Below are 25,808 nucleotides of genomic sequence, written 5' to 3'. Positions count from 1 at the left end.
GCGTGATCGCCCCGGCCCCCGTGCGGGTGCGCGACGGTCGTGTCAGGGTGTACGGATGCGCTGCATCACCTATGCCGGAGGAACCCTGATCACCACCGACGACGTCGCCGAGCGACTGATCGACCTGACCGCCGCCCTCGCAGACCGCGGCAAGGCCCAGGCCGTCGAGATCCCGATCGTTCAGGCCGGGGGAGGCGGGCCGCACACCGCCGAGCTCGTGATCGGCGTCGGCAACGACGTGCTCTCCGTGCCCGAGGAATGGGACGAGGAGGAGCCTGACTTCTCCGAGGCCGCCGACGGGCTCGAGCGCCTGCTGCGCCGCCAGACCCCCGTGGCCTCGGCGGTCGTCATCCCGGACGACGACTCGGGCGAGCTCTACACCGAGGACTACCCGGTCCAGTAGCGGGCCGGTCGACGAGCAGGGAGGATCCCGCGATGGAGAACGCGTCACGGCAGCAGGGTCCGGATCCGGACCACACTCGACCCGACGGTGTCGACGACGCGACCGTCGCGGCTCTCGGCAAGCTCTCCGAGGCGCTCGAGGTGGTGGAGCAGGCTCGCGGCTTCCTCTACGGCTTCCATCGATTGACGGGGAAGGCTGACCTGGCGCTGGGCGAAGCCGTCGACGCCCTGCGGGAAGCCGGTCACACCGAACGGGCCGACGAGATCGAGCAGCGCCTGATCGGGCGGAACGTGATCGAAGGGCGCTGGACGTTCCAGCTCGTCGAGGAGTTCGACGACGGCTACTACGCCGCATTCAGGGCCCAGGAGGAGGCGACGCGGAACGACCTCGCCGAGGGCAAGCGGCACCTGTTCGAGGCCGAGATGAAAGAGGATCGGCGGACACGAGGCCGGAGGCACCACGAGGCGGTGCCCCCGACGTCGTGAGAGCCGGCCACCGGTAGAACCGGCGGCGGGCTACTCCTCGTAGCCGAAGTTGTCGTGCAGGACCTCGTCGTCGTCGTCGAAGACCGGGTCGATCGCGACCTCGTCGGTCGCCTCGGGGTCGGCGTCGATGTCCTCGGTGTCGTCCAGATCGACGTCCTCGAGCTCCTGGTCGGAGAGCGAGAACTCCTTGGTCTCGTCGGGCTCGTTGATGCGCTCGTTCAGGTCGGCCATTGCTGCTCCTCCGGGTGGTGGGGACGCCGCGACAGGCGGCGTCCGACTGGTGTGAGTCAACCGTAGGCACGAATCGGGCGCGCTGTCGACAGACCGCTGTCGAAGCCCCTACCGGGAAGCAGCGCGCGGGGGTCAACTGGACCATGACCTCCTTGTGGCGAGCAGGCCGGGCGCCGATCCCGGGCACACCCTTCGAACCGGGACGGGCCTACGACGACGTGGTCGTCGGGGCCGGCCTCACCGGTCTCACGACGGCGCTGCTCCTGGCGGAGGCCGGGCGGAAGGTCGTCGTGCTCGAAGCCCAGGACGTCGGGGCCCTCGCCTCGGGCAACACGACCGGCAAGCTCTCGCTGCTGCAGGGGAGCCGGCTGTCGACCATCCGGAAGCACCACTCCCGTCGCGTCCTCCGCGCCTACGTCGACATGAACCGCGACGGTCAGGACTGGCTGCTGGAGTTCTGCGACCGGGCCGGGGTTCCGGTCGAGCGGCGCACCGCGTACAGCTACGCCCAGCATCCGGATGCCGCCGGCACCGTCGACGCCGAGCACCGCGCGGCGCGCGAGGCGGGGCTGCCCGTCGCCCTGATCGACGGGGACGCGGTCGACGTGCCCTTCCCCTTCGCCTTCGGGGTCGCGCTTCCCGAGCAGGCGCAGTTCGACGCGATGGACGTGCTGGACGCCCTCGCCGCGCGGTTCGTCGCCGCCGGCGGCGTGCTCCACCTGGGCGCCCGCGTCGTCGGCGTGCGGGCCTCGGATCCCGCGGTCGTGCGGGTGGAGGGCCGGTCGGGCGGATCGGCGCAGGGCGGATCGGTGCCCGGCGGCGTGGTGACCGGCCGCTCGGTCGTGCTGGCGACCGGCACGCCCATCCTCGACCGCGGTCTCTACTTCGCCAAGCTGCACGGGATGCGCAGCTACGCGACGTCGTTCGTCGTGCCCGGCGACGCGTCGAGCCCCCTCCCGGACGGCATGTTCCTCTCGATCGGGGACCCCGACTCGGGCGGCCCCGCCGCCTCCCGGTCGATCAGGTCGGCCCCGCACGAGGAGGGCGGCACGCAGCTCGTCGTCGGGGGCAACGGCCACGAGGTGGGGCGCGCCGGGCGGATGAGCGAGGAGGAGCGGGTCGAGGATCTCGTGGCCTGGACCGCGCGCTTCTGGCCGGGAGCGCGGCTCACCCATTCCTGGTCGGCGCAGGACTACGAGTCGCACAACCTCATCCCGTTCGTCGGCGCCCTGCCGCGCGGCCGGGGCCGCGTCTTCCTCGCCACCGGGTACGCGAAGTGGGGGCTCACGAACGGGGTGGCCGCGGCCCTCCGCCTGCGGTCAGAGATCCTGGGCGAACCGCGCTCGGAACGCGCCGGCTGGCACCAGGTGCTGGGCACCCGGCTCACGAAGCCGGCCGACCTCGGTCGGGGCGCGGGCGCGGGCGCCGCGGTCGGGCTGGAGGCGGCCAAGGGCTGGCTGGGCGCCGAGCGCCGCTCGGTGCCGGTGCCGCGGCCGGCCGAGGGCGAGGGCGTCGTGGCGAACACGAAGGGCCGGCCGGTCGGCATCTCGACGGTCGACGGCGTGACCTGCGCGGTCGGAGCGGTCTGCCCGCACCTCGGCGGCGTGCTCGAGTGGAACGATGCCGAGCGATCCTGGGACTGCCCGCTGCACGCCTCCCGGTTCGCGGCCGACGGCACGAGGCTGGAGGGGCCCGCGGTCGAGGATCTGCCCGTGCTGCCCCGGGTCGGGGCGCGTCGCGGCGCCCGCTGAGGGAGAGTCCAGCGGGGGCCGCTAGCATTCGGGCATGACGCTCGTGGGGCCGGAGTCGCTGATCCGTCAGACGCGCGCGGGCGCGGTCCGCGGATCGCGCGAGGACGGCGTGCTCAGCTGGAAGGGCGTGCCGTTCGCCGCCCCGCCCGTGGGCGAGCGCCGGTTCCGGCGCCCGGCACCGCCCGAACCCTGGCCCGAGCTGCGGGACGCGACCCGCTTCGGCCCGATGGCCCCGCAGCGGGTGCTCCGCTCGATGGAGGTCGTGCCGGGGGTCGGCATCGACGAGGACTGCCTCACCGTCAACGTCTGGGCCCCGCCTGCCGACGGGCCGAAGCCGGTGATGGTCTGGATCCACGGGGGCGGCTACTTCCAGGGATCGACCGCCCAGCGCTACTACGACGGTCGGAACCTCGCCCTGAACGGCGACGTGGTCGTCGTGAGCGTCAACTACCGGCTGGGCGTGCTCGGCTTCGTCGACTTCAGCAGCCTGGACGACGCCGACGACGCCGACGACGCTGACGGAGGCGACGGCGCCGGTGAGGGCAGCACCGGCGGCGCGAGCTCGTTCTCGCACGGCTTCGACTCGAACCTCGGCCTCCGCGACCAGATCGCGGCCCTGGAGTGGGTGCGCGAGAACATCGCGGCCTTCGGCGGCGACCCCGACGACGTCACCCTGTTCGGCGAATCCGCCGGTGGCGCCTGCGTGATCGCGCTGATGGCCTCGCCGCTCGCCGCGGGCCTGTTCCACCGGGCCATTGCCCAGAGCGCACCGGTCACCAGCATCTACGGGCGCCATCGCGCGCGGGCGGTCGCCCGGCGCTTCCTCGAGATCGTCGGCATCGACCCCGCGGAGGCCCACCGGCTGCGCGACCTCGACGCCTTCGACCTCGTCGACGCGGGGGCCGAACTCATCCACGAGGTCTCCTCCGGCACACCGGGCACGCTCGCGATGGCCCCGATGCAGGGCGACGACGTGCTGCCGGAGTACCCGCTCACGGTGTTCCGCGAGGGGCGCGCCCCGCGCATCCCGCTGATCATCGGCACGAACCGCGACGAGTCGTCGTTCTTCAAGCTGATGCGCTCGCCGCTGCTGCCGATCACGGGGGAGTCGGTCGAGCAGATGTTCGCCGAGATCGCGGCCGACCGGCCCGAGTTCGAGGGGGCCGGGCGCCGCATCACCGACGCCTACCCGGCCTATCCGCGCCGCCGCACCCCGGCCGAGGTCTCCCGCGACGCCGGGTTCCGGATGCCGTCGATCTGGCTCGCCGAGGCCCACAGCCGCTTCGCCCCGGCCTGGATGTACCGCTTCGACCACGCGACCCCGCTGCTGCGGGTCACCGGCATCGGCGCGACGCACGCCGCCGAGCTGGCCTACGTCTTCGGCTCCTTCGCCCCCCGGGGCAAGGACATCGTGTTCGGGCTGGGCGGTCGCCCCGAGGCCCAGCGGGTCTCCGAGCGGATGCAGGCGCGCTGGCTGGCCTTCGCGCGCGGCGGCGACCCCGACACGACGGTTCAGGATGCTCCGGGTTGGCCCCGCTACGACGAGACGCTCCGCAGCACGCTGATCATCGAGCGCGACGACACGGTCGTGGACGACCCGGACGCGGAGATCAGGGAGGCCTGGGGCACGGAGGTGCTTTCCTTCCGCTGAGCGCGGCTGCCCGCTCCGCCGTCTCCGCCGACTCCGCCGGCCCCGCCGGCCCCGCCGCACCGTGATAGGAATTGACCATGGTCGCCGAGCAGTTCGTCACGCCGTTCTGGATCGACCTCGCCGCGACCGGGCTCGGCAGTGTGCAGGGCGCGATGTTCGCGGCGCAGTTCAAGGACAAGCGGCTCGACCTGCTGGGTGTCGGCGTGATCGGGGTCGTCGCCGGCTTCGGCGGCGGTGTCATCCGCGACCTGCTGCTCAACCAGGTGCCCATCGCGCTCGAGACCAACTGGTTCATCCCGGTCGCGATCGTGGCGGCCCTGCTCGGCATGCTGCTCGAGCGGCTCTTCACCCGGCTCAACGTCGTCATCACGATCCTCGACGCCCTGAGCCTCGGCCTCTTCGCCGCGATCGGCACGAGCAAGGCGCTGTCGGTCGGGCTCCCGGTGGTTCCGGCGATCTTCGTGGGGCTGGTCGCCGCGGTCGGCGGCGGCATGCTGCGCGACATCCTGCTCGGGATGCCCATCGGCGTGATGCACGTCGGCTCGCTCTACGCGGTCGCCGCGGGCGCCGGGTCGACCGTGCTCGTGCTGATGGTGGCGCTCGGCGGCGGGGTGACGATCGCGGGGATCGGCTGCGTCATCGTGACCACCGCCATCCGCCTGCTGGCCGTGCGCTACGGCTGGAGCCTGCCGGAGCAGCGGACGATCAGCACCCTCCGCCGGCTGCGCCGTCAGCGCACTGCGCGAATCCGTGACGACGGGTTTTGAACGTTTCCCGGCACGCTCCCGTTGACCCCAGATGAGGCCGACGGGCGTCCTCGAGCCGCCGCTCGCCTCACACGGGGCACATCGACGACTCAAGGGAATCCGCCAGGCCCGATCCATACATTCGACATCAACTGACCGTCTCCACGGTCTCGTGTCCACGAGATCCGCCCCAGACAGGGAGTCCACATGAACACTCGTCAGAAGAAGTTCGCCCTCGCCACGATGACCGGAGTCTCGCTCTCCGTCGCGCTCGCCGGATGCGCGACCGGCACCACCACCGCCGACGCCGAGGCCGGCGCCGCGGCCCCGACCGCCGCGGCCACCCCGACCGCCGGAGCCCCGACCGGCTCGACCGGCTCCGACTCCGCGGCCGGCTCCTCGTCCGGGACGAGCACCTACGCCGACGGCACCTACGACGCCAAGGGCGGCTACACCTCTCCGAACGGCAAGGAGGAGATCGACGTGTCGATCACCCTCGCCGACGACGTCATCACCGCCGTCACCGTCACGCCGGAGGCGACCAACCCCAACTCGGTCAACTACCAGACCCAGTTCGCCGACGGCATCTCGTCGGTCGTCGTGGGCAAGGACATCGACGAGATCGACGTCTCCCGTGTCGCGGGCTCCAGCCTCACCAGCGGCGGCTTCAACGCGGCCGTCGAGACCATCAAGGGCGACGCCGCCGCGTGACGGCGGGCAGCGCGATGACCGTGCAGCAGCCCGCCCCGGCACCCGCGACCGAGCCCGCGCCCGCGGTGCTCGAGTTCGAGGCCATCGGCACCCGCTGGCAGATCGAGACGCCCGAGCCCCTCGCCCCCGAGGTGCGCCGCGCCGTCTCGGCCCGCATCGCCGACTTCGATCGGACCTACTCGCGCTTCCGTGACGACTCGGTCGTCGCCGAGGCCGCCCGCGGCGCGGGTCGCCACGAGTTCCCGGCCGACGCCGTGCCGCTCTTCGCGCTCTACGACCGGCTCTCCGCGGCGACGGGAGGAGCGGTCGACCCGCTCGTCGGGCGCGAGCTCGAGCTGCTCGGGTACGACCGCGACTACAGTCTGGTGCCGGTGCCCGCAGCCGGGCGAGCCGATGAGGATGCGCTGCCCCGGCCGTCCTGGCCCGTCGACGTCGAGCGCGACGGGCCCGTCGTCACCACCCGGCGCCCGCTCGTGATCGACGTCGGGGCGGCAGGCAAGGGCTACCTGGTCGATCTGGTCGCCGCACTGCTCCGCGAGCACGGCGTCACCGGGTTCGTCGTGGATGCCTCCGGCGACCTCGTGCACTCCGGCCCGGCGGGCGGCGACCCGCTCCGGATCGGCCTCGAGCATCCGTCGCAGCCCGGCACCGCGATCGGCGTCGCCCTGCTGCAGAACGCCTCGCTCTGCGCCTCGGCCGTCAATCGGCGGGCCTGGGGCGAGGGCCTGCACCACGTGCTCGACGCGCGCACGGGTCGGCCGGCCCGCCAGGTCGTGGCGACCTGGGTGGTCGCCGGCACGACAGCCCTCGCCGACGGGCTCGCGACCGCGCTGTTCTTCACCGGCGCGCACGAGCTCGCGAAATCCTTCCACTTCAGCTGTGTCCGCATGTACGCCGACGGGCGAGCCGAGATCTCGCGCGACTTCCCAGGAGAACTCTTCAGATGAGATCACGCATCGACACCCTGATCGGGCGCGTCACGATGTACAACCTGCTGATCATCGTGCTCGCGGTGATCGCGGCCGTCGCGCTCGTCGCGAGCCTCGCCGACCAGCTGTTCTACACGCCGACCGCCCTGCTGCTGAGCCTCGCCACCGCCCTCGTGGCGACGGTGGCCTCGAGCTGGCTCGCCGCGCGGCTGTTCCGCACCCGCGCCCACCTGCCCTCTGCGGTGATCTCCGGGCTGCTGATCTTCTTCGTCTTCCTGCCGAGCGGCACGTTCCCGGGCCTGGGCTTCATCGCCCTGGCCGGGGTCATCGCCTCGGCGTCGAAGTACCTCCTCGCCATCCGCGGCCGGCACGTGCTGAACCCCGTGGCGGTGGCGGCGGTCGTGCTCTCGGTGACCGCCCTGTACCCCTCCGGCTGGTGGGTCGCGACGCCGGTGCTGCTGCCCTTCGTGGCCGTCGGCGCCCTGCTCGTGCTCTACCGCACCCGCAAGCTCGGGATGGGGGCGGTGTTCGTGCTCGTCGCCGCCGTGGTGATCGTGGTGCGGGTCACCGCGGGCGGGCTCGAGCTCGGCGAATCGGTGCAGCTGGCGTTCGCCTCGTTCCCGATCGTGTTCCTGGCCGGGTTCATGCTGAGCGAGCCGCTCACGCTGCCGCCGCGGCGCTGGCAGCAGCTCGTGGTCGCGGCGCTGGTGGCGGTGCTGTTCGCGATCCCGTTCCAGCTCGGGCCCATCTACTCCAGCCCCGAGATCGCGCTGGTGATCGGCAACATCGTGGCCTTCGCCTTCGGACAGCGCCGCAGCATCCGCCTGCGCTACCTCGGCGTGCGCGATCTCACCCCGACGGCCGTGGCCTTCGACTTCGCGCCGGCCTCCCCGGTGCGGTTCCGGCCCGGGCAGTACCTCGAGCTCGGCCTGCCGCACCGCGGTACCGACTCGCGGGGTACCCGCCGTGCCTTCAGCATCGCCTCGGCCCCCGGCGCCGAGGTGCTCAGCCTCGGCGTGAAGCTCTCGCAGCCGTCGAGCTCGTTCAAGAAGGCCCTCGTGGCGCTCGAGCCGGGCACGACCGTGCGGTCGACCTGGGTCGGCGGCGACTTCCTGCTGCCGGCCGATCCGAGCACGCCGGTCGTGCTGGCCGCCGGCGGCATCGGCATCACGCCGTTCATCAGCCAGCTGCTCGACGGCGGGCGGATGCGGGACGCCGTGCTGATCTACTCCGTCTCCTCCGCCGACGAGCTGGCCTACCTGCCCGAGCTCGTCGCGGCGGGCGTGCGGGTGCTCGTCAGCGCTCCGCAGCCGCCCGCCGAGCTGCCGCCGGGCTGGCAGTACCTCGGCGCCGGCCGGCTGAGCCCGGACGTGCTGGCGGGCGCGGTGCCCGACATCTCGTCGCGGCGCGGCTACGTCTCCGGCCCTCCCGGGTACGTCGACCACGTCTCGACGGTGCTGCGTCGCGCGGGTGCGCACAGCATCCGCACCGATCAGTTCGCCGGGTACTGACGGGCGGCCGCGGAGCGGCGCGGACGGCGTGAGCCGCGGGTCGGCCGACGTCAGCGGATCGTGGCGTAGGCGTCGAGCGCCTGGCGCCGGGACTCCTTGAGGTCAACCATCGGCTCCGGGTAGGCGTCGGTGCCGAACTCGGGCACGTAGCGGCGGATGTACTCGCTGTGCGGGTCGAACTTCGACGCCTGCAGCTCCGGGTTGAAGACACGGAAGTACGGCGCCGCGTCCGGCCCCGAGCCGGCCACCCACTGCCAGTTCAGCGCGTTCGAGGCCGGGTCGGCGTCGACCAGCGTGTCCCAGAACCAGGCCTCGCCGACCCGCCAGTCGACGCGCAGGTTCTTGATCAGGAACGACGCCACGACCATCCGCACCCGGTTGTGCATCACTCCGGTCTGCCAGAGCTCGCGCATCCCGGCGTCGACCAGCGGGATGCCGGTGCGGCCCTGCTGCCACCGCTCGAGCTCGTCGTCGCTCGGCGTGTGCCAGGGGAAGGCGTCGAACTCGGAGCGCATGTTCTCGGTCGTGATCGAGGGCAGGTGGAAGAGCAGGTGGTACGCGAACTCGCGCCAGATCAGCTGACGGATGTAGGCGCTCGCCCCCGCGGCGTCGCCCGGCACCTTCGCCCGGTGCTCGTCGACCGCGTGCCAGAGCTCGAAGGGGCTGAGCTCGCCGAAACGCAGGTAGGGGGAGAGGTTCGAGGTGCCGTCCTCTGCCGGCAGATCCTGCTCGTCGGGGTAGGCGCCGATGCCGTCGTCGAGGAAGGCGTCGAGGCGGCGGTGCGCCGCGGCCGATCCGGGCTCCCAGCGCTCCCGCATCCCGCCCGCCCAGTCGGGGTGGGTCGGCAGCAGGCCCCACGACGAGAGGTCGTCGCTCTCGGCCCGGCGGTGGTGGAGCCCCGCCTCGGCCGCGGGGGCGGGCAGCGGATGCCGTGGCTCGGGCCGCGAGGTGACCGCGCGCCAGAACGGGGTGAAGACCTTGTACCAGCCGCCCTGGCCGGTGAGCACGGTCCACGGCTCGGCGAGGAGGGCGGCCTGGAAGCTCTCGACCGTTCGGCCCTCGTCGCGGAGCGCCGACTTGAGCGCCGTGTCGATCCGGCGCTCGGCCTCGCCGTACCGGCGGTTCCAGAACACGGCCGTCGCCTCCACCTCGTCGACCACCGCGCGCACGACGGTCTCGGCCGGGCCGCGGCGCAGGGTCAGGGTGAGCCCGATCGACCGGAGCTCGTCACCCAGGGCCTCAAGGCTGCCGTGCAGCCACCAGCGCGAGGCGGCGCCGAGCGGGCGGATGCCTTCGCTCTCGTCGTCGAGGACGTACAGGCAGACGATCGGGTCTCCGCGACGGGCGGCCTCGTGCAGGGCGGGGTTGTCGTGGATGCGCAGGTCGTCGCGGAACCAGACGAGGGTCGTGGGAGTGCCGGTCACCTTGTCAGTCAACCACGGTGCCGCCCGGCGTCACCGGCCGGAGATGCCCGCCCGCAGTTTGTCGCAGAGCCGGGCGAGATCGTCGAGCTCGTCGGGCGAGAGGTGCCCGGACATGTGAGCGGTGATCGAGGCCGCGTGCAGCACGGCGGCCTCGCGGTAGACCGCGACGCCGTGGTCGGTGAGCCGCACCAGTGTGCCCCGGCCGTCGCTCGGGTCGTCGGCCTTCTCGATGATGCCGCGGCCGACGAGCCGGTCGACCAGGCGGCTGATGCTCGGCTGCGTGAGCAGCACCTTCTCGCCGAGGTCGCGGATGCGCAGCACCTTCCCGGGCTGCACGAAGAGGTTGAACATCACGTCGTACTCGTTGAAGGAGACGATGTCGGTCGGGAACTCGGCGGCGAGCTCGCGCATCACGCTGACCTGCGCGCGGAAGAGGGATTCCCACGCGGCGACGGGTGAGACCTCCGGGGCCATGCTGCTCCTGACTGGGAACGGAAAAGGTGAAGATCATCATGGCACGATCCGGCGACACCGCCGTCGGGCCGCCACACCAGCGACCGTCCGCTGCGCCGGCCCGCCGGCTCTCAGGCCGGGAACACCCTCTCGCCCGCGAGGTAGGTCGCCTCGACCCGCAGCGACGGCAGCGCCTCGGGCTCCACGGTCGCCGGGTCGGCCGAGAGCACCACGAGGTCGGCGAGCTTGCCCACCTCGAGGCTGCCCACCTCGTGGTCGCTGAACAGCTGCCACGCGGCGTCGAGGGTCTGTGCGCGGAGGGCCTCCTCGAGAGTCACCCCCTCGGCACCCGGCAGCCGCCGGCCGCCGCGGGTCGTGCGGGTCATCGCGACGGCCATGTTGCGGAGCGGCTCGGCCGGGGTGACGGTGCCGTCGTTGTGCAGCGAGATCCGCAGCCCCGCATCCAGAGCCGCCCGCGCGTTCGCCCACGGGCCCCCGTGCTCGGGCCCGAACAGGTCGTCGACCAGCACCTCGCCCCAGTAGTAGACGTGGTCGATCAGCAGGCTCACCGTGACGCCGAGGCGCTCGGCACGGGCGAACTGCTCCGGCGACATCGCGCCGACGTGCTCCATCCGCAGCCGGTGATCGGCGCGCGGATGCCGTTCGAGCAGCGCCTCCCAGGCGTCGAGCACGCGGTCGACCGCGAGGTCGCCGTGCACGTGGCAGGCGAGCTGCCAGCCGGCGGGGAAGTACTCCTCGACCACCGCATCCAGCTGGTGGCGGCTGTAGTTCGCCGAGCCGTGCGATCCCGGCTCCACCCCGATCGAGCGCGTGCCCGCGGTGTCGAGGTAGGGGAAGGAGATCAGGATGTTGCCGACCCACGGCGACCCGTCGGCCCAGGTCTTGATGCCCACCTGCCGCACCAGCTCGTCGCCGTTGTCGACCGGCACGCTCGCGGGCCTGCCGGTGCCGGACATCTCGTAGAGGCGCAGGCGCGCGGTGAGCCCGCCACCCGCGCGGGCGGCGTCGACGGCCGGCCGCTTGGCCGCATCCCAGCTCATATCGCTCACGGTGGTGATGCCGACGGCGTTGAGGCTGCGGAGGTAGTCGCCGAGCAGAGCCGGCAGCTCGGCGGTCGCGGGCCCGAGCGTCGGCCCGAGCATCGTGAAGACCGTGCCCACCTCGAAGCCCTTGCCGGTGAGGGCGCCCGTCGCATCCTTCTCCCAGTGCGAGCCGAGCGGATCCGCCGTGCTCGCGTCGACGCCGGCCCGCGCGGCCGCGGCGGAGTTGAAGTACACGACGTGACCGGAGTTGTGCAGGATGACGACCGGCGTCGCTCCGCCGATCTCGTCGAGCTGCTGGATCGTGGGGTCGTCGAGGCCCTTCTGCAGCAGGCCGTCCCACCCGTTGAACGCGATGCCCTCGGGATGCGCGGCGACGCCCGCGTGGATCGCCGCCATCACCTCGTCGGCCGTCGCGAGGGTCACCGGCCGGGTGTCGATCATGAAGTGACTCAGCACCACCGCGCTGTCGCTCGGGTGCCCGTGCGCCTCGACGAAGCCCGGCAGCAGGGCGCGCTCGCCCAGCCGCACCTCCTCGACCGTGCCGGCGGCGCGCGCCTCGGCGCTCACGGCCGAGCGCACGGTCTCCTCGCTGCCCACGGCGGCGATCCGCCCGTCCCGCACCAGCAGGGCCTCGGCGCGCGGCGCCCCGGCGTCGACGGTGATGATCGTCCCCAGGAAAAGAGTCTCGCTGCCCACGCCCTCACCGTAGCGGCGGAGCCGCCGCCGGCGCGCGGGGATTGCAGCCGTTAAATGATTGAGGGCCCGTCGTAGAGGCTAACGACGGGCCCTCTCCCTTGCACCAAGAGTGTCCTGCAATCACATTCCGCGGAACCTGCCACAGCAAACAACTTCCGCTCTTCGAATATATAACGGTCAGGTAACGGCGCGCTAGTTACCGAATCGTTATTTTCCTGGGAAATAGCTGTGGACCCCGAACGGGGGGCATCGGGAAAGGTGCGGCGAAGGGAGCGGTGGCTCAGCCCAGGCCGCAGCTGGCGCTCACGGCCTCGCCGCACATGACGCCGAGCGCGGCCCACCCCCGGCGGTAGACGGTGAGGTGGAGGAACACGCAGGCCAGAGCGAGCACCCAGAGCGGGCCGGTGATCGTCGCGAAGAGCCCGAGGGTTCCGCCGGCCCCGTCGAGCGCGGCCAGGGTCGGGCTCAGAACAGGTCGGGCGACGGCGTGCTGGTGTGGCGCACCGCGACGTCCGCGTGCCGGTCGAAGCGGTAGCCGACGCCGCGCACGGTGCGCACGATGTCCTCGTAGTCGCCGAGCTTCGAGCGCAGCCGGCGCACGTGCACGTCGATCGTGCGCTCGTTCGGCACCTCGTCGTCGCCCGCGCTCCAGAGCGACGAGATCAGCTCGGCGCGCTCGATCGTGCGGCCCTCGCGGAGCACGAGGTACTGCAGCAGCTCGAACTCCTTGTAGGTGAGGTTCGCAGCGATGTTGTCCAGCAGCACGCGCTTGCGGGAGAGGTCGACGACGACGCCGTCGCGGGCGCGGTCGGCCGCATCCGGAACCTGGCGGTGCTTGGCGAGGGCTGCCGGATCCTGCAGCGCGAGCCGCACGACCTCGACGTCGCTGCCGCCGACACCGCGCGGGGCGAGGGCGACGGCCGCGTAGGTCTCGGAGGAGGGGGCGAGCTCGGCGGCGAGGGCCTTCAGGGCCTCGACGATCCGGCCGAGGTCGGTGCCGTCGGCCGCGGCCTTGATCTCGTCGATGCCGACGTAGAGCACGAAGCCGCGGGCCTCGGTGCCCTCGGGCACGGCGCGGATGCGGGAGGTGGCGACCGGCGCGGGAGCCGGGGCCGGGGCGACAGCGGTGGCCTGTCCGGCGGCGCTGATTCGGGTGACGCGGGTGGGGCGGGTCTGGAGAGGGGCGATCGACATGGGAGGAGTTGTCCTTGCGGAAGCGGCTCGTGTTCGACGAGCCGGGATGTGCGTGCTGTTCTCGGGATCCGGGTGCGGATCCGCAGGGAAGGCATCCGGATGATCTCCGGATACGGGAGCACCGCGCTCTTCGTAGCTGTGGGCGGATGGCTTTCAGCGGCTACGGGCGCAGGTGCTCGGCGAGTGAATTCTCGTCAGGCACACATTCGACAACACATGACGACGCTGCCGGTCATCATCATGCCGGCATCCCCAGGGGCCTCAAAGGAGGTCAGGGTGTGCACGTTGTCAGTCATGAAGCAAAGCTAACCGGATGCGCGGCGGATTTGTCAAGGTCTGCGACTCCCGTCCGAAGCCGTCGTCGCAGGCCGGGGGTAGCGTGTGGGCATGTCTCAGGATTCCGCAACGCCGACCGTGACGGGCCGCGCCCGGTGGCAGGCCTTCGCCGTCTGCGTGGGGGTGGCGGCCCTCACCATCCTCGACCTCTCGAAGGTCAACGTCGGCCTCCCCTCGATCGAGAAGTCGCTCGGCGCCGACTCGACCGCGCTGCAGATCATCGTCGCCGGGTACGCCCTCGCCTTCGGTCTGGCCCTGGTGCCCTCGGGCCGGCTCGGCGACCTCTACTCGCGGCGGGTGATGTTCATCGTGGGCCTCAGCGCCTTCACCGCCGCCAGCGCGCTCTGCGCCCTCGCGCCGACGATCGAGACGCTGCTGATCGCGCGCATCCTGCAGGGCATCGCGGCCGGCGTGCAGATGCCCCAGGTGCTGGGTCTGGTGCAACAGCTGTTCCAGGGCGAGGAGCGAGGCCGCGCCTTCGGCCTCTTCGGAGCCACCATCGGTGTGGCCACGGCCTTCGGGCCCACGCTGGGCGGTCTGCTGATCGCGATCGGCGGCCCGACCGACGGCTGGCGCCTGCTGTTCTGGATGAACGTGCCGCTCGGCATCATCGCCCTCCTGTTCGCGTTGCGGCTGCTCCCGAAGAAACAGCCGCACCAACCCGGCCCGCGCAATCTCGACCTGGTGGGCATCCTGCTGCTCGGCATCAGCGTGTTCACCTTCATGCTGCCCTTCGTGCTGACCACGGGTGGGCCGGACGACAATCCGTTCCGCTGGTTCTGGCTGGCGGCCACCGTCGTCGCGGTGTTCGCGTTCATCCGGTGGGAGCGCCGGTACGAGGCCGCGGGCAAGTCACCCGCCATCCACTTCGCCCTGTTCCGGTTGAGCTCGTACCGCAACGGTCTGCTGCTGGCGACCGCCTACTTCGCGGCGATCCCTTCGGTGTTCCTCCTGACGACCCTGTTCCTGCAGCAGGGGCTGAAGTTCGAGCCGGTGTTCGCGGGCATGGTGAGCATCCCGTTCGCCCTCACCTCGGCCATCGCCTCGCTGATCGGCGGTCGGCTGGTGACGAAGTACGGCCGATCGCTCGTGGTGCTGGGCCTCGTGATCGCGTTCGTCGGCTTCGTGCTGCTCTTGCTGGCCGCGGTGCTCCCGCCGGCCGAGGACGCGATCTGGTTCATGGCCGGGGCGATGGCGATCGCCGGGGCGGGCGGTGGGCTCGTCATCTCGCCCAACCAGACCCTGACGCTCGCCGAGATCCCGGTGACGGAGGGCGGTGTCGCGGGCTCGATGGCCCAGGTCGGCCAGCGGGTCGGCACGGCCATGGGGGTGGCCGCCGCCTCGGCGATCTTCTTCTCGACGCTCTACCGCGAGGGCCCCGGGTCGAGCGACGACGTGATGCTGTACCACGACGGGTTCCGCAACGGCTTCCTCGTCACACTGGGCATCCTGGTCGTGGCGCTGGTCATCGGTCTGCTCGATCTGCGGCGCCGGAAGGTGCAGGCGCAGCAGGGGGATGCGGACGAGGGCGGTGCCGACGCCGGTGCGGCCGACGGTGCGGGGGCCGGGGCTGGTGCCGGTGCGGGTGCGGGTGCGGGTGCTTCCGCCGGTACCGAGTCAGGGGCCACCGGGTCGAGCGAGAAGCCGGCCGGCGCGTGAGCGGCGAGGCGCCGCGGGCCACGCTCGAGGGCTGGGTGAGGTCGCCGTTCGAGGTCGCGGGCATCCGGCACGACTGCTACGAGAAGGGGTCGGGGCCGGGCGTGGTGCTCATCCCCGAGCTGCCCGGCATCACGCCAGAGGTGCTGGGCCTGGCCGAGCACCTCGTCGACGAGGGCTTCACGGTGGTGGTGCCCTCCCCGTTCGGCACGCCGGGAAAAGAGCAGTCGGGCGGCTACGTCCTGCGGTCGGTCGCACGCATCTGCGTCAGTTCGGAGTTCCGCGCCTTCGCGCTGAACTCGCGTCGCCCGCTCACCACGTTCATCCGTGCCGTGGCCGCCGACCTGAACGCCCGCACGCCGGGCCCGGGCGTCGGCGTGATCGGCATGTGCTTCACCGGCGGCTTCGCGCTCGCCGCCGCGGTCGACGACGCGGTGCTGGCCTCGGTGGTCAGCCAGCCCGCCGCGCCGTTCCCGCTCGGGGCGGCCCGCAGGGCCGACCCCGGGGTCTCGGAGGCCGAGCTCGAGGTGGTGGCCGACCGCGCCGACGCGGTGGGCTTCTGCGCCCTGGGCCTGCGTTTCTCGGAGGACGGCAACTCGCCGCGCCCGCGCTTCGACGCGATCGCGGCTCGGCTCGGCGACGCCTTCGAGATCATCGAGCTCGACTCGTCGCCGGGCAACGTCGGCGGCTTCTCACCGCGGGCGCACTCGGTGCTCACCAGCGAGGTGCGCGAGGTGCCGGGCCACCCGGCCCTGGCCGCCCGCGAGCGGGTCGTGGCATTCCTGCGGGAGCGGATCGCCTGATTCCGCCCGCGTAGCGCCGCGCTCAGTCACTACAGCCGAGCCAGGCCGTCCCGACGCCGGCTCCGCTCAGGGCCGGAAGACCGCGCGCACGCAGCCGTCCTCCTTCGTCTTGAACATCTCGTACCCTTTCGGCGCATCCGCCAGGGGCATCACGTGTGTGGCGAGGTGCTCGGTCGGGATCTCGCCGGCCGCGATCCGCTCGAGCAGCATCGGGATGTAGCGGTGCCCGTGCTGCTGCGCCGACCGGAGGGTCAGCCCCTTGTTCATCACCGCGCCGAGCGGGAACTTGTCGACCAGCCCGCCGAAGACACCGAGCACGAAGACGCTGCCGCCCTTCCGGGTGGCCATGATCGCCTCCCGCACGGCGGTCGGACGGTCGGTCTCGAGCTTCAGCGCGGTCTTCACCCGGTCGTAGAGGTAGTCGGGGCGCTCGCTGTGCGCCTCCATCCCGACCGCCTCGATGCTCACGTCGGGGCCGCGGCCGCCGGTGCGCTCCCGCAGCTCGGCCATCACCTCGGTCTGGGAGTAGTCGAGGGTGTCGGCGCCGATGATCGAGCGGGCCTGCTCGAGGCGCTCGGGCAGCCGGTCGATCACGATCACCTTCTCGGCGCCGAGCAGCATGCTCGCGCGGGCGGCCATCTGGCCCACGCCGCCGGCACCCCAGACGGCCACGACGTCGCCCGGCTTGACTCCGCCGAGGTCTGCGCCCATCCAGCCGGTGGGCACGGCGTCCGAGGCGAAGACGGCCTGCTCGTCGCCGACACCGTCCGGGATCGGGAAGGCGCCCGTATCGACGTGCGGCACCCGCACGTACTCGGCGTGACTGCCGGCGTAGCCGCCGGTGATCTGGCTGTAACCGAAGCATCCGCCCGTCGATGCGCCGAACAGCCCCTCGCCGAGACCGGGGTGCGGGTTGGTGTTGTCGCAGAGCGAGGTGAGACCGTTCCGGCAGTACCAGCATTCGCCGCAGCTCATGAAGGAGCAGACGACCACCCGTTCGCCGACCGAGCGCTTCTGCACGCCCGGGCCGACGGCGACGATCTCGCCCATGAACTCGTGGCCGAGCACGTCGCCGGCGCGCATCCCGGGCACGTACCCGCCGAGCAGATGGAGGTCGGGGCCGCACGAGGTGGACAGGGTGACCCGCACGATGGCGTCGCCCGGTTCGAGGATTCCGGGCTCGTCGACGTCTTCGACCTGCAGCTTGTTGATTCCGGTCCAGCACAGGGCTTTCACAGCACTCCTTCTTCGGGGGAACGGCGGGAGAGGGTGTCGACCACGAACCCGGCCGGGGTGGCAGGGCGATGACCTTCGGGCTGCGGCTCGTTCGTGGCCAACTCGCCCACTTCGACGAGCTGCTTCGACTCGCGGAGGGCGCGCCGGATCATCCGGGCCAGGTCTCTCCGGTCGTCAGGATGCGCGGCGGCGTCACGGGGCCGGGCCGCGAGCTCGGTGCCGCGATCGCCCGGGGCCGGCTCGAAGCGAACCTCGACCAGGTCGTGGAGGTCGGCGAGCGGCGCCGGAAGGCGGCCCTCGGGGGCGATCCGCTCGGGGTCGGCCGCGATGGTGACCACGCGCCAGCGGTCGGGGCCGCCGTCGGTCTGCTGGTCCGGTCCGCTCTTCAGGAGTCGGCGGGCTGTCGCTGCCGCGGCGACCGCGGCAGCCGCCACGGCGGCGATCGTGAACACACTCTTCTTGCTCATGGGTCGAGCGTGCGGTGGTTCGTGCCGGGCGGCACGGGGGTTGACGCCGCGCCCGGAGCGGCGTATCCGACGGATCGCGGGGGCGCGCGGCGGAGCCCGGCGCCGGCCGACCGGTCGGACCGGCCGTTCTGCCGCTGGGCAGTTCAGCTATTCAGCAGTTCAGCCGCTCTGCAGGACAGCCGCTCAGCGGTTCAGCGGGGCAGAACCCCGACGGGTCAGACCGTGCCGTAGAGCCGGTCGCCGGCGTCGCCGAGACCGGGCACGATGTAGCCCTTCTCGTTCAGTCGCTCGTCCAGCGCCCCGAGCACGAGGGTCACGTCGCGACCGTCGACCGCCTTCTCGAGCGCCGCCACGCCTTCGGGGGCGCCGAGCAGGCAGATCGCCGTCACGTCCTGCGCCCCGCGCTTGAAGAGGAACTCGATCGCGGCCGACAGCGAGCCGCCGGTGGCGAGCATCGGGTCGAGCACGAAGCACTGCCGGTCGCTGAGGTCGTCCGGCAGACGCTCGGCGTAGGTGGTGGGCTCGAGGGTCTCCTCGTTGCGCACCATGCCGAGGAAGCCGACCTCGGCGGAGGGCACGAGCTTGACCATGCCGTCGAGCATCCCGAGCCCGGCGCGGAGGATCGGCACCACGAGCGGCCGCGGTTCGCTGATCGCCACACCCGTCGTCTCGGCGACCGGGGTCTGGATGGTGACGGGCTGCACGCGCACGTTCCGCGTCGCCTCGTAGGCTAGAAGGGTCACGAGCTCTTCGGCCAGGGCGCGGAAGGTCGGCGACGGGGTCGTCCGATCCCGCAGAACCGTCAGCTTGTGGGTGATGAGCGGGTGATCGGCAACGTGAACTCGCATACGGTCAATCTACTGGACTCGGGAGGGCAGCTCATGGGGCCGATCCGACCGCTTCCGGCCGCGGCCGTGCTCGACGAGTGGATGCGCGGTGCGCTCGCCGAGGCCCGCGCGGCCCGTGCGACCGGTGACGTGCCCGTCGGCGCCCTGGTGCTCGACGACGCGGGGGTCGTGATCGGGATCGGTCGCAACCGCCGTGAGGAGCGCCACGATCCCACCGCCCACGCGGAGGTCGTCGCGATCCGCGAGGCCGCGGCCGCCCTCGACGACTGGCACCTGACCGGCGCGACCCTCGTGGTCACGCTCGAGCCGTGCGTGATGTGCGCCGGCGCGATCCTCGCCGCCCGCATCCCGCGGGTGGTCTTCGGCGCGTGGGACGAGAAGGCGGGCGCGGCCGGATCGGTCTACGACGTGCTGCGCGACCGGCGGCTGAACCACCGGGTCGAGGTCGTCGCGGGGGTGCAGGCCGACGCGGCGGGGGAGCTGCTGACCGACTTCTTCCGGGATCCGGACCGGGTGCGGGACGCAGGCCAGGGGCCCGAGCGCCTTTAGCGTCCGGCGGCCTTGACGGCGTCCGGGTCTTCCGAGCCCTCCGCGATCCCGTCGAGGTACTCGGCGAGCATCCGCCGCGAGGCCTCCTGCATCCCGTGTTCGTACCGCTCCCGCTCGCGCCGCAGCGACTCGGGGTCGTAGCCGGCCGCGGCGACGTACTCGCTGTCGCCGACGAGCCAGCCCTCGTGCATCGCATCCGTGAGCTCGGGATGGAACTGCACGGCCAGCAGCCAGTTCCCGATCCCGAACGCCTCGTTCTCGTACGCGGCCGAGCTCGCGAGCCGGGTGGTGGCCGGCGGCAGCGTGAAGGTGTCGCCGTGCCACTCGGCGGCCGGGACGCCGGAGAAGTGCCGCACCGGCGACGTCAGGCCCGCCGCGGTCGGGCTCACCTCGCGGTAGCCGATCTCGACCAGGCCGCCCGGCCGCACCTCCTCGCCGAGCGCGGCCGCGATCGCCTGGGCGCCGAAGCAGACGCCGAGGGTGGGTCGCCGACGGGCGAGGCGTTCGCGGAGCGCCGCGAGCTCGACCGGGATGAACGCGTGATCCTCGTAGACACCGGCCGTCGACCCGAGCACGAGCAGCAGGTCGGCGGCGGCGCTCGCCGCGAGCGCGGCGCCGAACTCCGGGTCGCGGGCGTCGATGACCGTGACCTCCCAGCCCCGCTCCTCGAAGACGGGCTCGAAGTTGCCGAGGCCGACCGCGCTCTCGTGGCGGATGACGACGACGCGTCGCGTCATCCGGTCAGTCCGCGCTCTTGATCACGATGGCCGAGGTGTTCGTCTCCACGTCGAGCGGAGGCAGGTAGACGTCCGGCTCGAGGTAGATCACCCGCGCGATCGGCACGGCCTCGCGGATTTTCACCTCGACGTCGTTGATGGTGTCGGCCACGTCGCGCAGCGCCGAGTCCGGCGCCAGGGCGATCTTCGCGCCGACCAGCAGCTCGTCGGGGCCGAGGTAGAGGGTCTTGATGTGGATGAGGCGGTCGACCTTGGGGGTCGACTCGATCGCGGCGACGATCTTCGCGTGGTCCGCATCCGTCGCCCCCTCACCGACCAGGAGGCTCTTGGTCTCGATGCCGAGGATGATCGCGACCAGCACGAGCAGCGAGCCGATGAAGAGGGTGCCGATGCCGTCCCAGACGCCGTTGCCCGTGATCACCGAGAGGCCGACGCCGACGAAGGCGAAGAGGAGGCCGGTCAGGGCCGCCGTGTCCTCCAGCAGCACCACGGGCAGCTCGGGGGCCTTCGCGCGGCGCACGTACTGCACCCAGGTCTGCTTTCCGCGGGTGTGGTTGCTCTCCTTGATCGCGGTGCGGAGGGAGAAGCCCTCGAGCGCCATCGCGATCACGAGCACGGCGAGCGGGATCCACGGCGACTCGATCGGGTGCGGATGGGCCAGCTTCTCGATGCCCTCGTAGATCGCGAAGACGCCACCGACCGAGAACAGGATGATCGAGACGACGAAGGCGTAGACGTAGCGCTCGCGGCCGTAGCCGAAGGGATGCTCCTTGTCGGCCTGCTTGCGCGACTTGCGGCCGCCGAGCAGGAGCAGCAGCTGGTTGCCGGAGTCGGCGAGCGAGTGCACGCCCTCGGCGAGCATCGAGGACGAGCCGGAGATGAAGAACGCGATGAACTTGGCGATGGCGATCCCGACATTCGCGAGCAGCGCCGCGATGATCGCCCGGGTTCCGCCTGATGTGCTCACGTGCTGTCCTCTTCCTCGCTGGCGTTCCGGCTTCGTCCTGCCGCCAATCCTAGGATGGAGCGATGACCGACGCGGACTCGACCACCAGCCTCCCCCCGATCGCCCTGCTCGGCGCCGGATCGATGGGGCGGGCCATCCTGAGCGGCCTGCTCGCGCCGGGCGTCGAGGTCGAGGGCGGCATCCGGGTGACCAACCGCAGCGCGGCCAAGGCGGCGGAGTTCGCCGGCACCGAGGGCGTCACGGCCTTCGCCACGGAGGACGACCCCGAGGCCAACCGCCGCGCGGTGGCCGGCGCGGGCATCGTGCTGATCGCGGTGAAGCCCGCGATGGTGCCCGACCTGCTCGACGAGATCGCCTCGGCGCTCGAGCCCGGCACGGTCGTGGTGAGCGTGGCCGCTGGTGTCACCGTCGCGACCTTCGAGGCGCACCTGCCCTCGACCGTCTCGGTGCTGCGGTCGATGCCGAACACCCCGGCCGTGGTGGGCCGGGCGGTGACGGGGCTCTCGGCAGGAACCCGCTCGACCGAGGTCGAGCTCGCCCTCGTGCGCTCGCTGTTCGAGACCGTCGGCACGGTCGTCGAGGTGCCCGAGGAACAATTGGATGCGCTGAGCACGATCTCGGGGTCGGGGCCGGCCTACGTGTTCCTCTTGATCGAGGCGCTCACCGCGGCGGCCGTCGAGGAGGGCTTCACCCCGGAGCAGGCGGCGGTGCTGGTGAACGGCACCTTCGCGGGCGCCTCCGAGCTGCTCGTGGCCTCGGGGGAGACCCCCACCGACCTCCGCATCAAGGTCACGAGCCCCAAGGGCACCACCGAGCAGGCGATCGCCGTCCTCCAGTCGGCCGACCTCCCCGCCCTCTTCACCCGAGCCACCGACGCAGCCCTCGCCCGCGCAAGAGAACTGGCCCGCGGCTAGCTGCAGGCCGTACCCGACGACCCAGGGTGAGCGCGCGGCCGCGCCAGCGACCGCACGCGAACATGTCGCGTCGCGCCGGGCGGGGACCGGTGCGACCCGGGAACGCCGCGCGCAGCACGGCGCTCCCGGCAGCTAACTCAATTTCCTAGCGCGGCGAACGTCTCTATATCCGACGAGTTGCCCGAGACGATGATCAGGTCGTGGTTCGAGACCACGGTCGACTCGGTCGCGTAGGTGAAGGGTTTTCCCGGGCTCTTCACCCCCACCACCGTCACGTGGTACTTCGAGCGCACGCCCGACTCGGTGAGGTTGAGGCCGCGGATCGGCTTGGGCGGGTACATCTTCACCAGCGCGAAGTCGTCGTCGAACTCGATGAAGTCGAGCATCCGGCCCGACACCAGGTGCGCGACGCGTTCGCCGGCCTCGGCCTCGGGGTAGATCACGTGGTTCGCGCCGATGCGCTCGAGGATCTTGCCGTGCGAGCGCGAAATCGCCTTCGCCCAGATCTGCGGCACCTTGAGGTCGACGAGGTTCGCGGTGATCAGCACCGAGGCCTCGATCGACGAGCCGACCGCGACGACCGCGATCTGGAACTCCGAGGCGCCGATCTGCCGCAGCGCCTCGACGTTCTTCGCATCGGCCTGCACGGTGTGCGTGACCCGCTCGGACCACTTCTGCACCAGGCGCTCGTCCTCGTCGATCGCGAGCACCTCCCGGCCCAGGCGGTCGAGCTCGCCCGCGGTGGCGGCGCCGAAGCGGCCGAGGCCGATCACCAGCACCGGGGCGTCGTGTTTGATCCGGTCAACCAACGATGGGCCTCTCTTCCGGGCGCTTGTAGAGCTGCTGCCTCTGGCTCGCGGCGAGGGCGGCGGCGAGTGTCACTGTACCAACGCGGCCCATGAACATGGTGGCTGCGAGCACGTAGACCCCGGCGTCCGGCAGCGACGCGGTCAGCCCCGTCGTCAGGCCCGAGGTCGCGAACGCCGAGATCACGTCGAAGAGCACGAAGTCCAGCGGCGCCTTCGAGATCTGCAGGATGAGGATGCTCGACACGGCGACGGTCGTCGCGCCCCAGAGCACCACGCTCACCCCCAGTCGCAGCACGTCGCTCGGGATGCGGCGGCCGAACGCCTCCATGTCCTGCACGCCCCGCGCCTCGGCGAACGCGGCGAGGAAGAGCACGGCGAGCGTCGTCACCTTGATGCCGCCCGCCGTCGACGCCGAGCCGCCGCCGATGAACATCAGCATGTCGGTCACCAGCAGGCTCGAGCCGTTGAGATCGGGGATCGAGATGGTCGAGAAGCCGCCCGATCGCGTCATCACCGAGAGGAAGAAGCTCTGGAACACCGTGTCGCCCGCGTTCAGCCCGCCGAAGGTCTCGGGGTTGTCGAACTCCAGCACGATGTAGAGCACGGCGCCGACCACGATGAGCAGGAGGCTGGTGACGAGGGTGAGCTTGACGTGCACCGACCAGCGCACCCGGCCCGCCGTGCCGCGCGGGTGGCCGCGCCGCTTCCGCAGCCGCCACGCCCCGAGGCTCCGGGACAGCGTGTAGATCACCGGGAAGCCGATGCTCCCGAGGAACACCCCGACCATCAGCACGCCGAGGAAGAAGTAGTCGTTCGCGAAGGGCGCGAGCCCCTCGGCGTTCGGGGAGAAGCCGGTGTTCGTGAAGGCCATGGCCGAGTAGTAGAGGCTGTACCAGACTGCGTCGCCGATCGGGATGCCATCCAGCAGCATCCGGGGCAGCAGCAGCGCGGCCAGCACGGCTTCGATCACCACGACGCTGATCGCGACCGTCGCCAGCAGCGAGCCGATCTCGCCGAGGCGCACGGCCTGGCCCTCCGCGACCGGGCCGTGGTGCATCCGGAGCGGGTTGGTGTCGCTCGCGGCGATCAGGCGGGCGCGCAGTCCGAGTCTCCGCGAGATCACCAGGCCCAGGATGCTCGCCAGGGTCAGGACGCCGAGCGCGCCGATCTGCACGCCGAAGTAGATCAGCACGTGGCCGAACACCGACCAGTGCGTGGCCATGTCGACCGTGGAGAGGCCGGTGACGCAGATGACCGAGACGGCGGTGAAGAGGGAATCGGCCAGGCTCGTCGCGGTGCCGCTCGCGCTGGAGACGGGGAGGGAGAACAGCACCGTGAACAGCAGCACGAGTCCGGCGAAGATCAGGATGGCGAAGCGCGAGGGGGAGTGCTCGGAGGTCTCGCGCACGGCCTCCCGGATCTTGCCGAAGACGGAGGCGCTGCGACGCAGGGGGTTGCGACTCGCTACGGTGCCTCGCACGCTCATCCCTAGTCCTAGCTTCGCGGGTGTTCGGGGTGCATCCGGCGGGTCACCCGGCGAACGATCGCAATGCTACCGGGGGCGGCGCGGATCGGTGGGCTCGGCGTTCGCGCGGATCGGTGCCGCATGGGCGGCGCGGATCGGTGGCGCGGATGCGGGGGCGCACCGCTAGCCTGGTCCCATGGCCGACATCTTCTCCGTGATCGCCGACCCCACCCGGCGTCAGTTGCTCTCCCTGCTGCTGGATCGCTACGTGTCGGCCGACCCGGCGAGTGCCTCCGGAGCGGGGGAGGGCGAGTTCAGCGTCTCGGAGCTGGTCGCCCAGCTCGAGCTGAGCCAGCCGACGGTCTCCAAGCACCTCAAGGTGCTGCGGGACGCGGGGCTGGTGGCCGTCCGCGAGGAGGGCCAACACCGCTACTACAAGATCGACGTCTCGCCGTTGGAGGACGTGGAGGACTGGATCATCCCGTTCCTCTCGGCCGACTTCGACACCGCCGAGGAGGACGCGCTCTGGGACAACGCCTCGGATGCGGTCAAGTCGGCGGCCGCGACCTTCGGCCAGAACGTGGGTCGCCGGGCGGCCGCGACCTCGCACGCGGTGAAGTCGGTGGCCGACGACCTGGTGTCCAAGCTCCGGCGCTGAGCATTCTTGCCGCTTTCGCCCAGGAAGCCCTATAGTTTCGCCATGGCTGCCGATCTGAGTGACGTGCGCTTTCTCACCGTCGCCGAGGTGGCCGAGATGATGCGTGTCTCGAAGATGACCGTGTACCGGCTGGTGCACGCGGGCGATCTGCCCGCGATCCGCTTCGGGCGCTCGTTCCGGGTGCCGGAGTCGGCGGTCGCCGAGGCGGTCGATCGGCACATCGCCGATTCGGCCTAGCCTGGGCTGCTACACTTCTCCGAGGCTCTTTGCTCCTGACCGCCGCATCGGCGCGGTCTTCCCAATCACGTGTGAGGTATTCGTGGGTTCCGTTATCAAGAAGCGTCGCAAGCGCATGGCGAAGAAGAAGCACCGCAAGCTGCTTCGCAAGACTCGCCACCAGCGTCGCAACAAGAAGTAGTCCGAGACTCCGGTCTCGCGCTGCGAGCAGAGCGCCAGGATGTGTCCTGGCGCTTTTTGCTGTTAATCTCCGTTCATGACGCCCCTGTTCTGCGCGACCCTGATCGTGCGAGACGCCGTCACCAAGCTCGACGCGCTCGCGATCGTGGCGCTCGCCGTCGACCGCCCGGTGGAGGGTTCGGGAACGATGCGTCCGTTCATCCGCCTCGAATCCGGGGCCACCGTCGAGATCGAGATCCCGAAGTTCGGCGAACCGCCGCCCCTGGCGCTCGACGTCTACTCGACGACGAGCGACGACCACGCGAAGCTGAGCGCGCTGGGCCTGCTCGGCGCCCTCGAGGAGTCGACGGCGTGGACGGTGAAGCCCGACTTCGTGCTGTGAGGGCTCGCTAGGCTGGTGGCGTGTCCACCGATCCCATCCCCCTCACCCTCATCGGGAAGCCGGGCTGCCACCTCTGTGACGAGGCGCGCGACGCCGTGCGCGGGGTGCTCGACGATCTGGCCGCCGACAGCTCGGTGCCGGATGTCGACGTCGTCGTGACCGAGCTGTCCATCCTGGACAACCCGGCCCTCCGCGACGAGTTCGCCGAGGAGATCCCGGTCGTGATGATCCACGGCCGCGTGCACACGATCTGGCGGGTCGACCCGGCACGGCTGCGCACGGCCCTGGTGGAGGCCGCCGGCCGCGAGGTCTGAC

At 71.5% G+C, this 25,808-nt stretch carries 29 protein-coding genes; 17 read left to right on the top strand and 12 right to left on the bottom strand.

Annotated features, from left to right (window positions below; all coding sequences use genetic code 11):
• Positions 1–55: 55 nt before the first annotated feature.
• The gene (locus AC59HU_RS15165) at positions 56–403 is read left to right on the top strand and encodes a hypothetical protein (RefSeq protein ID WP_497224254.1); all 348 of its coding nucleotides are present in this window, start codon (positions 56–58) and stop codon (positions 401–403) included.
• Between the two features lie 32 nt (positions 404–435).
• Positions 436–888 carry a hypothetical protein gene (locus AC59HU_RS15160; RefSeq protein WP_497224253.1) on the top strand — a complete coding sequence of 151 codons (453 nt, stop codon included), beginning with the start codon at positions 436–438 and terminating at the stop codon, positions 886–888.
• 30 nt (positions 889–918) lie between these two features.
• Here AC59HU_RS15160 and AC59HU_RS15155 read toward each other — a convergent pair whose 3' ends face one another.
• Positions 919–1,119 carry a hypothetical protein gene (locus AC59HU_RS15155; RefSeq protein ID WP_497224252.1) on the bottom strand — a complete coding sequence of 67 codons (201 nt, stop codon included), beginning with the start codon at positions 1,117–1,119 and terminating at the stop codon, positions 919–921.
• A gap of 143 nt (positions 1,120–1,262) precedes the next feature.
• On the opposite strand from AC59HU_RS15155, the gene AC59HU_RS15150 reads away from it, so the two are divergent.
• From AC59HU_RS15150 to AC59HU_RS15125, 6 genes are all read left to right on the top strand, one after another.
• The gene (locus tag AC59HU_RS15150) at positions 1,263–2,870 is read left to right on the top strand and encodes an FAD-dependent oxidoreductase (protein WP_497224251.1); all 1,608 of its coding nucleotides are present in this window, start codon (positions 1,263–1,265) and stop codon (positions 2,868–2,870) included.
• Between the two features lie 34 nt (positions 2,871–2,904).
• Positions 2,905–4,521: a carboxylesterase/lipase family protein gene (locus AC59HU_RS15145; protein ID WP_497224250.1), complete on the top strand. Its 1,617-nt coding sequence runs from the start codon at positions 2,905–2,907 to the stop codon at positions 4,519–4,521.
• A 77-nt stretch (positions 4,522–4,598) separates the two neighbouring features.
• Positions 4,599–5,288, top strand: a complete 690-nt coding sequence (locus AC59HU_RS15140; protein WP_497224249.1) for a trimeric intracellular cation channel family protein — start codon at positions 4,599–4,601, stop codon at positions 5,286–5,288.
• Positions 5,289–5,474: 186 nt separating this feature from the next.
• Positions 5,475–5,978, top strand: coding sequence for a hypothetical protein (locus tag AC59HU_RS15135; RefSeq protein WP_497224248.1), 504 nt, complete (start codon positions 5,475–5,477; stop codon positions 5,976–5,978).
• Positions 5,975–6,925, top strand: a complete 951-nt coding sequence (locus AC59HU_RS15130; protein ID WP_497224247.1) for an FAD:protein FMN transferase — start codon at positions 5,975–5,977, stop codon at positions 6,923–6,925. Before AC59HU_RS15135 ends, AC59HU_RS15130 begins: the two co-directional genes overlap by 4 nt.
• On the top strand, positions 6,922–8,418 hold the full coding sequence (locus AC59HU_RS15125) for a ferredoxin--NADP reductase (RefSeq protein ID WP_497224246.1): 1,497 nt from the start codon (positions 6,922–6,924) through the stop codon (positions 8,416–8,418). Before AC59HU_RS15130 ends, AC59HU_RS15125 begins: the two co-directional genes overlap by 4 nt.
• A gap of 50 nt (positions 8,419–8,468) precedes the next feature.
• Here AC59HU_RS15125 and AC59HU_RS15120 read toward each other — a convergent pair whose 3' ends face one another.
• The 4 genes from AC59HU_RS15120 to AC59HU_RS15105 all read right to left on the bottom strand — a co-directional run bounded on the left by AC59HU_RS15120 (position 8,469) and on the right by AC59HU_RS15105 (position 13,249).
• On the bottom strand, positions 8,469–9,842 hold the full coding sequence (locus AC59HU_RS15120) for a cryptochrome/photolyase family protein (protein WP_497224245.1): 1,374 nt from the start codon (positions 9,840–9,842) through the stop codon (positions 8,469–8,471).
• Positions 9,843–9,872: 30 nt separating this feature from the next.
• Entirely contained in the window at positions 9,873–10,316 is a 444-nt protein-coding gene (locus tag AC59HU_RS15115; RefSeq protein ID WP_497224244.1) for a MarR family winged helix-turn-helix transcriptional regulator, read from the bottom strand.
• Positions 10,317–10,426: 110 nt separating this feature from the next.
• Positions 10,427–12,055, bottom strand: a complete 1,629-nt coding sequence (locus AC59HU_RS15110; RefSeq protein WP_497224243.1) for an amidohydrolase — start codon at positions 12,053–12,055, stop codon at positions 10,427–10,429.
• 465 nt (positions 12,056–12,520) lie between these two features.
• Positions 12,521–13,249: a winged helix-turn-helix domain-containing protein gene (locus AC59HU_RS15105; protein ID WP_497224242.1), complete on the bottom strand. Its 729-nt coding sequence runs from the start codon at positions 13,247–13,249 to the stop codon at positions 12,521–12,523.
• Positions 13,250–13,636: 387 nt separating this feature from the next.
• Between AC59HU_RS15105 and AC59HU_RS15100 the strand changes: the two genes are divergently transcribed.
• Both AC59HU_RS15100 and AC59HU_RS15095 read left to right on the top strand, forming a co-directional pair.
• The gene (locus tag AC59HU_RS15100; protein WP_497224241.1) at positions 13,637–15,244 is read left to right on the top strand and encodes an MFS transporter; all 1,608 of its coding nucleotides are present in this window, start codon (positions 13,637–13,639) and stop codon (positions 15,242–15,244) included.
• Entirely contained in the window at positions 15,241–16,044 is an 804-nt protein-coding gene (locus AC59HU_RS15095) for a dienelactone hydrolase family protein (RefSeq protein ID WP_497224240.1), read from the top strand. The genes AC59HU_RS15100 and AC59HU_RS15095 overlap by 4 nt, the downstream gene beginning before the upstream one ends.
• A 66-nt stretch (positions 16,045–16,110) precedes the next feature.
• On the opposite strand, the gene AC59HU_RS15090 is transcribed toward AC59HU_RS15095, so the two are convergent.
• The 3 genes from AC59HU_RS15090 to upp form a co-directional block, all read right to left on the bottom strand.
• Positions 16,111–17,280 carry a zinc-dependent alcohol dehydrogenase gene (locus AC59HU_RS15090; protein ID WP_497224239.1) on the bottom strand — a complete coding sequence of 390 codons (1,170 nt, stop codon included), beginning with the start codon at positions 17,278–17,280 and terminating at the stop codon, positions 16,111–16,113.
• The gene (locus AC59HU_RS15085; RefSeq protein WP_497224238.1) at positions 17,277–17,747 is read right to left on the bottom strand and encodes a hypothetical protein; all 471 of its coding nucleotides are present in this window, start codon (positions 17,745–17,747) and stop codon (positions 17,277–17,279) included. The genes AC59HU_RS15090 and AC59HU_RS15085 overlap by 4 nt, the downstream gene beginning before the upstream one ends.
• A gap of 215 nt (positions 17,748–17,962) precedes the next feature.
• The gene (upp, locus tag AC59HU_RS15080; RefSeq protein WP_497224237.1) at positions 17,963–18,595 is read right to left on the bottom strand and encodes a uracil phosphoribosyltransferase; all 633 of its coding nucleotides are present in this window, start codon (positions 18,593–18,595) and stop codon (positions 17,963–17,965) included.
• Between the two features lie 33 nt (positions 18,596–18,628).
• On the opposite strand from upp, the gene tadA reads away from it, so the two are divergent.
• Positions 18,629–19,144, top strand: coding sequence for a tRNA adenosine(34) deaminase TadA (tadA, locus tag AC59HU_RS15075; protein ID WP_497224236.1), 516 nt, complete (start codon positions 18,629–18,631; stop codon positions 19,142–19,144).
• Here tadA and AC59HU_RS15070 read toward each other — a convergent pair.
• On the bottom strand, positions 19,141–19,881 hold the full coding sequence (locus AC59HU_RS15070; protein WP_497224235.1) for a glutamine amidotransferase-related protein: 741 nt from the start codon (positions 19,879–19,881) through the stop codon (positions 19,141–19,143). The genes tadA and AC59HU_RS15070 overlap by 4 nt on opposite strands.
• A 4-nt stretch (positions 19,882–19,885) precedes the next feature.
• Positions 19,886–20,848 carry a cation diffusion facilitator family transporter gene (locus AC59HU_RS15065; protein ID WP_497224234.1) on the bottom strand — a complete coding sequence of 321 codons (963 nt, stop codon included), beginning with the start codon at positions 20,846–20,848 and terminating at the stop codon, positions 19,886–19,888.
• 62 nt (positions 20,849–20,910) lie between these two features.
• Between AC59HU_RS15065 and proC the strand changes: the two genes are divergently transcribed.
• Positions 20,911–21,762, top strand: a complete 852-nt coding sequence (gene proC, locus AC59HU_RS15060) for a pyrroline-5-carboxylate reductase (protein WP_497224233.1) — start codon at positions 20,911–20,913, stop codon at positions 21,760–21,762.
• Between the two features lie 137 nt (positions 21,763–21,899).
• On the opposite strand, the gene AC59HU_RS15055 is transcribed toward proC, so the two are convergent.
• Both AC59HU_RS15055 and AC59HU_RS15050 read right to left on the bottom strand, forming a co-directional pair.
• On the bottom strand, positions 21,900–22,571 hold the full coding sequence (locus tag AC59HU_RS15055; RefSeq protein WP_497224232.1) for a potassium channel family protein: 672 nt from the start codon (positions 22,569–22,571) through the stop codon (positions 21,900–21,902).
• Positions 22,564–24,057, bottom strand: a complete 1,494-nt coding sequence (locus AC59HU_RS15050; protein ID WP_497224231.1) for a TrkH family potassium uptake protein — start codon at positions 24,055–24,057, stop codon at positions 22,564–22,566. The genes AC59HU_RS15055 and AC59HU_RS15050 overlap by 8 nt, the downstream gene beginning before the upstream one ends.
• A 175-nt stretch (positions 24,058–24,232) precedes the next feature.
• Here AC59HU_RS15050 and AC59HU_RS15045 point away from each other — a divergent pair, with 175 nt between their 5' ends.
• From AC59HU_RS15045 to AC59HU_RS15025, 5 genes are all read left to right on the top strand, one after another.
• Positions 24,233–24,694 (top strand): ArsR/SmtB family transcription factor, encoded by a 462-nt coding sequence (locus AC59HU_RS15045; RefSeq protein WP_497224230.1) that lies wholly within the window; start codon positions 24,233–24,235, stop codon positions 24,692–24,694.
• Between the two features lie 42 nt (positions 24,695–24,736).
• Positions 24,737–24,931 carry a helix-turn-helix domain-containing protein gene (locus AC59HU_RS15040; RefSeq protein ID WP_497224229.1) on the top strand — a complete coding sequence of 65 codons (195 nt, stop codon included), beginning with the start codon at positions 24,737–24,739 and terminating at the stop codon, positions 24,929–24,931.
• Between the two features lie 82 nt (positions 24,932–25,013).
• Positions 25,014–25,112, top strand: coding sequence for a 30S ribosomal protein bS22 (locus tag AC59HU_RS15035; RefSeq protein WP_003792170.1), 99 nt, complete (start codon positions 25,014–25,016; stop codon positions 25,110–25,112).
• A gap of 75 nt (positions 25,113–25,187) precedes the next feature.
• The gene (locus AC59HU_RS15030) at positions 25,188–25,493 is read left to right on the top strand and encodes a hypothetical protein (protein WP_497224228.1); all 306 of its coding nucleotides are present in this window, start codon (positions 25,188–25,190) and stop codon (positions 25,491–25,493) included.
• Between the two features lie 20 nt (positions 25,494–25,513).
• Positions 25,514–25,807 (top strand): glutaredoxin family protein, encoded by a 294-nt coding sequence (locus AC59HU_RS15025; protein ID WP_497224227.1) that lies wholly within the window; start codon positions 25,514–25,516, stop codon positions 25,805–25,807.
• The last annotated feature ends 1 nt before the right edge of the window (position 25,808 follow it).

It is taken from the genome of Herbiconiux sp. 320_LB (genome assembly GCF_059691755.1).
Note: the sequence above shows the minus strand (reverse complement) of the source record. Positions and strands in the feature narration are given on the sequence as shown.

Bases quoted from the DNA above. Each gene is read 5' to 3' on its own strand.
- AC59HU_RS15165 (WP_497224254.1), top strand. From the start codon at position 56: ATGCGCTGCATCACCTATGCCGGAGGAACCCTGATCACCACCGACGAC.
- AC59HU_RS15160 (WP_497224253.1), top strand. From the start codon at position 436: ATGGAGAACGCGTCACGGCAGCAGGGTCCGGATCCGGACCACACTCGA.
- AC59HU_RS15155 (WP_497224252.1), bottom strand. From the start codon at position 1,119: ATGGCCGACCTGAACGAGCGCATCAACGAGCCCGACGAGACCAAGGAG.
- AC59HU_RS15150 (WP_497224251.1), top strand. From the start codon at position 1,263: ATGACCTCCTTGTGGCGAGCAGGCCGGGCGCCGATCCCGGGCACACCC.
- AC59HU_RS15145 (WP_497224250.1), top strand. From the start codon at position 2,905: ATGACGCTCGTGGGGCCGGAGTCGCTGATCCGTCAGACGCGCGCGGGC.
- AC59HU_RS15140 (WP_497224249.1), top strand. From the start codon at position 4,599: ATGGTCGCCGAGCAGTTCGTCACGCCGTTCTGGATCGACCTCGCCGCG.
- AC59HU_RS15135 (WP_497224248.1), top strand. From the start codon at position 5,475: ATGAACACTCGTCAGAAGAAGTTCGCCCTCGCCACGATGACCGGAGTC.
- AC59HU_RS15125 (WP_497224246.1), top strand. From the start codon at position 6,922: ATGAGATCACGCATCGACACCCTGATCGGGCGCGTCACGATGTACAAC.
- AC59HU_RS15115 (WP_497224244.1), bottom strand. From the start codon at position 10,316: ATGGCCCCGGAGGTCTCACCCGTCGCCGCGTGGGAATCCCTCTTCCGC.
- AC59HU_RS15105 (WP_497224242.1), bottom strand. From the start codon at position 13,249: ATGTCGATCGCCCCTCTCCAGACCCGCCCCACCCGCGTCACCCGAATC.
- AC59HU_RS15100 (WP_497224241.1), top strand. From the start codon at position 13,637: ATGTCTCAGGATTCCGCAACGCCGACCGTGACGGGCCGCGCCCGGTGG.
- AC59HU_RS15085 (WP_497224238.1), bottom strand. From the start codon at position 17,747: ATGAGCAAGAAGAGTGTGTTCACGATCGCCGCCGTGGCGGCTGCCGCG.
- upp (WP_497224237.1), bottom strand. From the start codon at position 18,595: ATGCGAGTTCACGTTGCCGATCACCCGCTCATCACCCACAAGCTGACG.
- tadA (WP_497224236.1), top strand. From the start codon at position 18,629: ATGGGGCCGATCCGACCGCTTCCGGCCGCGGCCGTGCTCGACGAGTGG.
- AC59HU_RS15070 (WP_497224235.1), bottom strand. From the start codon at position 19,881: ATGACGCGACGCGTCGTCGTCATCCGCCACGAGAGCGCGGTCGGCCTC.
- proC (WP_497224233.1), top strand. From the start codon at position 20,911: ATGACCGACGCGGACTCGACCACCAGCCTCCCCCCGATCGCCCTGCTC.
- AC59HU_RS15050 (WP_497224231.1), bottom strand. From the start codon at position 24,057: ATGAGCGTGCGAGGCACCGTAGCGAGTCGCAACCCCCTGCGTCGCAGC.
- AC59HU_RS15045 (WP_497224230.1), top strand. From the start codon at position 24,233: ATGGCCGACATCTTCTCCGTGATCGCCGACCCCACCCGGCGTCAGTTG.
- AC59HU_RS15040 (WP_497224229.1), top strand. From the start codon at position 24,737: ATGGCTGCCGATCTGAGTGACGTGCGCTTTCTCACCGTCGCCGAGGTG.
- AC59HU_RS15030 (WP_497224228.1), top strand. From the start codon at position 25,188: ATGACGCCCCTGTTCTGCGCGACCCTGATCGTGCGAGACGCCGTCACC.